At 72.1% G+C, this 6,788-nt stretch carries 7 protein-coding genes; 6 read left to right on the forward strand and 1 reads right to left on the reverse strand.

The features are described from left to right. The first annotated feature begins 45 nt into the window (after positions 1–45). From ACZ7OY_RS38650 to ACZ7OY_RS38665, 4 genes are all read left to right on the forward strand, one after another. Positions 46–1,107: an MASE1 domain-containing protein gene (locus ACZ7OY_RS38650; RefSeq protein ID WP_472250253.1), complete on the forward strand. Its 1,062-nt coding sequence runs from the start codon at positions 46–48 to the stop codon at positions 1,105–1,107. A gap of 453 nt (positions 1,108–1,560) precedes the next feature. Beyond that, positions 1,561–2,406 (forward strand): chitosanase, encoded by an 846-nt coding sequence (locus tag ACZ7OY_RS38655; protein ID WP_472250254.1) that lies wholly within the window; start codon positions 1,561–1,563, stop codon positions 2,404–2,406. Positions 2,407–2,619: 213 nt separating this feature from the next. Next, positions 2,620–3,537, forward strand: a complete 918-nt coding sequence (locus tag ACZ7OY_RS38660) for an SGNH/GDSL hydrolase family protein (RefSeq protein ID WP_472250255.1) — start codon at positions 2,620–2,622, stop codon at positions 3,535–3,537. Positions 3,538–3,625: 88 nt separating this feature from the next. Beyond that, complete coding sequence (locus ACZ7OY_RS38665; RefSeq protein WP_472250256.1) at positions 3,626–4,042, forward strand: hypothetical protein; 417 nt, start codon at positions 3,626–3,628, stop codon at positions 4,040–4,042. A gap of 10 nt (positions 4,043–4,052) precedes the next feature. Here the strand turns inward: ACZ7OY_RS38665 and ACZ7OY_RS38670 are convergent, their stop codons facing one another. Next, entirely contained in the window at positions 4,053–4,715 is a 663-nt protein-coding gene (locus ACZ7OY_RS38670; RefSeq protein WP_472250257.1) for a hypothetical protein, read from the reverse strand. A 297-nt stretch (positions 4,716–5,012) separates the two neighbouring features. Between ACZ7OY_RS38670 and ACZ7OY_RS38675 the strand changes: the two genes are divergently transcribed. Beyond that, entirely contained in the window at positions 5,013–5,513 is a 501-nt protein-coding gene (locus tag ACZ7OY_RS38675; RefSeq protein ID WP_472250258.1) for a PaaI family thioesterase, read from the forward strand. Between the two features lie 168 nt (positions 5,514–5,681). Continuing rightward, positions 5,682–6,788 (forward strand): NAD(+)/NADH kinase (locus ACZ7OY_RS38680; protein WP_472250259.1); only part of this gene is annotated, 1,107 nt, incomplete at its 3' end.

Here is a 6,788-nt window from a genome sequence, read left to right on the forward strand (position 1 = left end):
GCTCCGGGGCCTCTCGCCTCGCCGAAGCGGCGGAGCCGGTGTCTGATGGCTGCTGTGGTGCGTATCCGGGAGCTGAGCGGCCCTCTCGTCGCCGGCGTGCAGGTGCTGGCTGTCGCCGCCTGCTACTTCGCGGGAGCACGGTTGGGACTCCTGCGGCAGTACGTCGTCGACGGAGCGGTCTTCACCCCCATCTGGCCACCCACCGGGATCGCCGTCGCCGCCCTGCTGATCCTCGGCCTGCGCTGCTGGCCGGGAATCGCCCTCGGAGCGTTCCTGGCCGTGCTGTCCGTCGCCCCGCTGCGGCCCACGGTCGTCGGCAGTGTGGTCGGCAACACCGCCGCCCCCGTCTGCTCGTATCTCCTGCTGCGCCAGGTGGGATTCCGCAACGATCTCAGCCGACTGCGGGACGGCGCCGCCCTGGTGTTCCTGGGCGCCCTCGCCAGCACCCTGATCAGCGCGACCGTCGGCGTCGGGGTCATCGTCTTCAGGGGAGGGCTCCCGGCGGAGGACTTCTGGTCCGCCTGGCCGGCCTGGTGGGTGGGTGACGCGATGGGCGTCCTGATCGTCACCCCGCTGCTGCTCGCGCTGCACGCGGCGCGCTGGCCCCCGCGCGTGTCGCGCTGGAAGGAGGCGCTGGGGACGGTCCTCGTCGCCTGCTTCCTCGTTCCGCTGGCCACCCACAGCCCCCTCAGCATGCTGTTTCTCGTCTACCCGCTGCTGATCTGGGCGGCGCTGCGGTTCCAGCTCGTGGGCAGCATGCTGTGCGCGCTGTTCGCCTCCGTCCTGGCCACCGTCGCGGCGACGGACCAGGTCGGTCCCTTCGCCGGACTGTCCTCGACGGAGCTGATGTTCAAGCTCCAGGCCTTCAACGGTGGCATGGCCCTGACCGCGCTGCTCCTCTCCACGGTGATCACCGAGCAGCTCAACACCAGACGCTCCGTGGAGCAGGCCTGCCGGGAACTGGCCGAGGTCCTCGAACACCTCACGGCGGGCGAGTCCCGCCGTGAGCGGCTGCGCGAGGAGGGGGAGCAGGAAGGGCAGTCGGAGGGGGAACAGGAAGGGCGGCAGGAGGAGGGCGACGGCGGCGGACGGCGCGGCCCGTCATGACCGTCGCGCGGGTCGGGCGTACGGTGTGCGCCACCCGCGGACGGGGCAGTGCCGCGTAGACGGCAGACGCCCGCGCGGCGTCGGGCGCCCGCGCAGCGTCGGGCGCGTCCCGCAGGGCCTTGCCCGGACGGGCCGACGTCGGCGCGGTGCCTGCGCAAGCCGGTAGTGCGGCGGCCGTAGCGCAGCTGCTCTTCCGCGTGCCAGGCGTGCGCCCGCGCGCGACGGCTTCGGGCCCGGCTCCGTGCGGGGGCCGGGCGGCCGCGGCACCGCCCGGCCGGACACGCCGAGTTCGGCCAACTCCCGTGCGCTGTACGCGAGTTCCACACTTGTTCGAATCTACGAACCTGCCCCCGGCCGGGTTACCGCTTCGCGTCGCATCTGATAGTAAACCTTCCTGTCAGTGCAATCAGGTACGGACCAACTCCACACCCCCCACCTTCAATCGGAGTCCCCGTGAAGCACATAACCTCCGGGACGACGGGTCTCACCGTCGCTTCCCGCCGTACGGCCCTCGCTCTGGTCGGCGCCCTGGCGGCGGCCCCGCTGCTCGGTCTGCCCCGGGCCGCCGCGAGCCCCGTGACCACCGCCGCCCCAGGCCTCGACGACCCGGCGAAGAAGGAGATCGCCATGCGATTGGTGTCGAGCGCGGAGAACTCCTCGCTCGACTGGAAGGCGCAGTACAAGTACATCGAGGACATCGGCGACGGCCGTGGCTACACCGCGGGCATCATCGGGTTCTGCTCCGGCACCGGCGACATGCTCGACCTCGTCCAGCTCTACACCGACCGCAAGCCCGGCAACGTCCTCGCCCGGTACCTGCCGGCGCTGCGCGCGGTGAACGGCACCGACTCGCACGACGGACTGGACCCGTCCTTCCCCGGCGACTGGCGCAGGGCCGCCCAGGACTCCCGCTTCCAGCAGGCGCAGGACGACGAGCGCGACCGGGTGTACTTCGACCCGGCGGTGCGGCAGGGCAAGGCCGACGGACTGCGCGCCCTGGGCCAGTTCACCTACTACGACGCCATCGTGATGCACGGCGACGGCGACGACCCCACCTCCTTCCGCAGCATCCGCAGGCGTGCCCTGGGCCGGGCGAAGCCGCCCGCGCAGGGCGGCGACGAGACGGCGTACCTGAACGCCTTCCTGGACGCGAGGGTGTGGGCCATGCGGCAGGAGGAGGCGCACAGCGACACCAGCCGGGTCGACACCGAACAGCGTGTCTTCCTGCGCAAGGGCAACCTCGACCTCGACCCGCCACTGGACTGGAAGGTGTACGGCGACAGTTACCACATCGGCTGAACGCCCGGGTGAGTGACCGAACCTCCGGGTGAGCTGCCCGCCGACCGAGGTCGGCGGGCAGCTCACGGGCAACTTTCCCGGTCCCGAGCCCAGTTGACTCGTGCCGACCTCTGGTCCCGGCGACGTACCGGCCGGTATACAAACCGAGTCGAACGCGCGAACACCGCAACGGCGCGGTGTGGCACGCCGACCTGGAACCTGGGGGAGCCCTCCATGAAGCAGCACGGCAGTCCGGCCGCACCAGCCCCGCGCCACCGCCGCGTCACCGCCCTGGGAGCGGCGCTCGGCGTCTGCGCCCTCGGCCTGGCCTCGGCCGCACCGGCCTCCGCCGACGGACGGCACACCGGCCACGGTACGCGGTACGTGGCGCTCGGGGACTCCTACACCTCGGGACCGCTCATCCCCCGGCAGGTGGATGCGAATTGTGCCCGATCGGACCACAACTACCCCTCGCTCGTCTCGGCGGCACGCAGGACGACCGCGTTCAAGGACGTGAGCTGCGGCGGTGCGACGACCGAGAACATGTGGAAGGCCCAGGGGACGAACGGCCCGCAGCTGGACGCGGTGCAGCGCGACACCGATCTCGTGACGGTGCAGATCGGCGGCAACGACGTCGGCTTCGGGAGCATCATCGCCACCTGCGCCCGGCTCGGCGCGACGGACGTGACCGGTAACCCGTGCCAGCGCTACTACGCCTCCTCCGGCACCGACCAGTTGACGCTCAACATCCTCGATACCATGCCCAAGGTCGCCGCCGTGCTGCGCGCGGTGCACGCCAGGGCGCCGCACGCCCGGGTGCTCCTCGTCGGTTACCCGGACCTGCTGCCGGACGACGGCAGCGGCTGCTTCCCCTCGGTGCCGTTCGCGGCGAAGGACTTCCCCTACCTGCGGGACACCGGCAAGCACCTCAACCTGATGCTGCGTCTGGTGGCCCTGCTGAACCGCGCGGAGTACGTGGACACCTACGGTCCCACGGTCGGCCACGACATGTGCAAGGCTCCGGCGGACCGCTGGATCGAGCCGCTCCAGCCGGCGTCCCCGGCCGCGCCCGCCCACCCCAACGCCAAGGGGGAGGAAGCCATGGCGCGTGCGGTGACCGCAGTCCTGGACTCGGGCCGCGGGCACCGCTGACCGGCGTGGTCCGCGCGGTCCCCGCCGACCGCCGGAGCCGGGATTCGATGCCGGCGCGTACGGCCGCCGGTTCTGGCAGTATCGGCCCATGACGATCCGTACCCGTACCGACCGCTCGTGGGGCTCGCTGTGGTCGAAGGGTTTGGTGCTCTCCATCGGGTCGGTGGACTCGGTTCTCTCCGTGGGCTCCGTGGGCAGCGCCCTGTCCGTGGGGTCGATCGGCAGCGTGCTCTCGATCGGCTCCCTCGGCTCCGCCGCCTGCGTGGCCTCCGCCGGTTCCTGGCTCAGCATCGGATCCGCGCTGTCCGCCGCGTCCTCCTGGTCGGTCCTGTCCTGGCGCTCCGACGGCGCGACGGCCGCGGCGAGGACCCTGGCGGTGGCGGGGATCCTGGCGGTGGCGGCCGGCGGCACGGTCCTGCTGACACGCACCGCCCGGCCGGGCGGCCGTCCCGGCCCTCGCCTCGGCTCCGGGCCCCGTCTCCGACCGGGCTCCGGCTCCGTGTGACACGCGAGGCTCAGGCGGATTCCTCCGCGGACGCCTCCGGCGCCGCGGCGGGCTCCTGGGCGTCGGGCGCCGAGTAGTACACGGACGTGCCCTGCTTGGTGCGCAAGGCCTGGCTCTTGGCCACCAGCCCTTCGAGCGTCGTGCGCACGACCGTCGTCTTGACGGAGCGCTCGGGGTGCTGCTGCCCCAGCGTGGTGGTGATCTCGGCGGCGGAGCGCGGTTCGCGCTGCTCGGCCAGGTGCGCGCGGACGATGTCGACGAGGGTGCGCTGGGCCGGCTCCGCGGTCTCCGCCTTGGGCGCCGCGTTCCTGCGTGCCGACTTGGCGCCCTTGGCGCGCGGCGGGGAGCTCTTGCGCGCCTCCCGCGTGCGCCGGCCGGTGCCCGTTCCCTCGGCCGTCTTCTTGCGCGGCGCCGGAACCACTGCCGCGGTGTCGGCCTCGGCCTCTGCCGCCGTCTCCGCCTGTGTCCCGGCCGGCACCGCCGCGCCGCCGAGGACCTGACGGATGCTCACCAGAACGGTGTGTTCCTGCTGAACCGAGGCCAACTGCTCCTGGAGCGCGGCGATTTCACCGGCGAGACGTTCCTGTTCCTTGGCGTTGTGCTCCAGGTCGGCGGCCACCTGGGTGGCGTACTGCGAAGTCAGTCCGGTCGTGCCCATAGTGGTTTCGGACATGCTGCTCACACCTCTTTCATGGGCCCTCCGGCCCCGGTAGGCGAGCCGTGGGCGTATGCAGAACCAAATGTGCTTGCTCTTGGGGCTGGTGCCGTAAGAGTAGTGGCAATTACGGCCGCACAGCCGGTAGTAGAGATAGTACGGAACGCGACAGTGCGTCGTGTCCGCCTCGCGTGTCCGGGAATCGCCTCGATGTACTCCGGCCACCCCTGCCACACCACCTGGCTTCGTCATTGACAGTCAGCGGACGCGACAGCTAACTTCGCAGTACGAAGCCAGATGGAAGGGCAGTGCACCGTGGGACGGACACGTACGTACGAGTGGGACGATCCCGGCGTGACCGCGGCGGCCGCCGCGCGTGACGCCGGCATCGACTTCCTGCGCGCCATGCAGGACGGCCGGGTGCCGGGGCCGCCCATCCTCGCGACCGTGGACTTCTCGCTCGACGAGGTGGAGCCGGGACGGGTGGTGTTCTCGTTGACGCCGGGCGAGGAGCACTACAACCCGATCGGCAGTGTCCACGGCGGTGTCTACGCCACCCTGCTCGACTCGGCGGCGGGCTGCGCCGTCCATTCCACGCTGCCGCACGGCATGGCGTACACCTCCCTCGACCTGACCGTGAAGTTCCTGCGGCGGATCACGGTGGACACCGGCCGGGTGCGCGCAGTCGGCAGGGTCGTGCAGGCAGGACGCCGCACCGCCCTGGCCGAGGCCACGCTGATCGACGCGTCGGACCGGCTGCTCGCCCACGCCACCAGCAGCTGCATGCTCTTCCCGGTGTCCGCACCGCCGGCCTGAGGGCGGGCCCGCGGAGCCGGACCCGAGCGGCGCACACGACCGGGGACGTCTCGGGTTACCTGGCGGCGTGGCGTTGACGGTACGGGGCCGCCGCGCGGTGAGGATGGCAGCCGGTACGGGTACGGACGGATGCCGCGTCCGTCGCGGAGACTCGGCTCGGAGGCGGATGTGACGGTGCGTCGGGTCGGTATGGTCGTCCACGAAGGGCGCTCGGCGGCCGTCGACGCCGCACGGACCGTCCGCGACTGGTGCGCCGAGCACGACGTGCAGTGCAAGGACATCGACGTGTGGCGGGACGGCGGGCGCCACAGCGCCCAGGAGGAAGTGGAGGCCGCGGGAGACCCCGACCTCATCGTCACCCTGGGCGGGGACGGGACCTTCCTGCGTGGTGCCCGGCTGGCAGCCGAGCACGACGCCCTCGTCCTGGGCGTCGACCTCGGACGGGTGGGCTTCCTGACGGAGGTTCCCGTGACCGTGGTGCGGGCGGCGCTGGACGCCGTACGGGAGGAGCAGCTGACGGTCGAGAACCGGATGCTGCTCACGATGCGTGCCTCGCGCACGCTGGAAGTGCCTTCCGGCATGCACGAGCTGATGCGCTACGGGCGCGGTCCGATGCTGCCGCCGCCGCGCGTGCGCACCGACTGCGAGGCGGGCGACGACTGGGGCATCGCGCTGAACGTCGCCGCGCTGAACGACATCGTCGTGGAGAAGCTCGCTCGAGACCGGCAGGTGTCGGTCGGCGTCTACATCGCCGGCCGGCTGCTGGCCTCCTACTCGGCCGACGCGCTGCTGGTGGCGACCCCGACCGGGTCCACGGCCTACAGCTTCGCCGCCGGCGGTCCCGTGGTCTCGCCCCGCGCCGAGGGTCTCGTGTTCACGCCCGTCGCCCCGCACATGGCGTTCAACCGGTCGGTCGTCGCCGCGCCCGACGAACCCATCGCCCTGCGCGTGCTCGAGCGGTCCGGCCAGGCCGCCGTCAGCATCGACGGCCAGCTGCGGGGTGTGCTCGACCCGGGGGACTGGATCGGTGTGTACGCGGCACCGCACCGGCTGCGGGCCGTGCGGCTGGGCCCGATGGACTTCTACGGACGGCTGCGTGAGCGCATGAACCTCACCGACGCCCCGGCCGCGGTGGCCGACGGAACCCCCGCCCCGCTCTGGCCGGTGACCACGCCGCCGCCGGGAGACCTCGCCCATCTGGCGCTGCCGACCGGCCCCGGGGACCCGGCTGCTGCCCCGTGCCCGCCGACCGCTCGCGATCCGCGTGACCCGTCG

The sequence above is a fragment of the Streptomyces sp. NPDC107559 genome, from assembly GCF_055657365.1.

What these genes read in the sequence shown, in the direction of transcription:
- ACZ7OY_RS38670 (WP_472250257.1), bottom strand. Translation starts at nt 4,715, where the DNA reads ATGTCCGAAACCACTATGGGCACGACCGGACTGACTTCGCAGTACGCC.
- ACZ7OY_RS38650 (WP_472250253.1), top strand. Translation starts at nt 46, where the DNA reads ATGGCTGCTGTGGTGCGTATCCGGGAGCTGAGCGGCCCTCTCGTCGCC.
- ACZ7OY_RS38665 (WP_472250256.1), top strand. Translation starts at nt 3,626, where the DNA reads ATGACGATCCGTACCCGTACCGACCGCTCGTGGGGCTCGCTGTGGTCG.
- ACZ7OY_RS38660 (WP_472250255.1), top strand. Translation starts at nt 2,620, where the DNA reads ATGAAGCAGCACGGCAGTCCGGCCGCACCAGCCCCGCGCCACCGCCGC.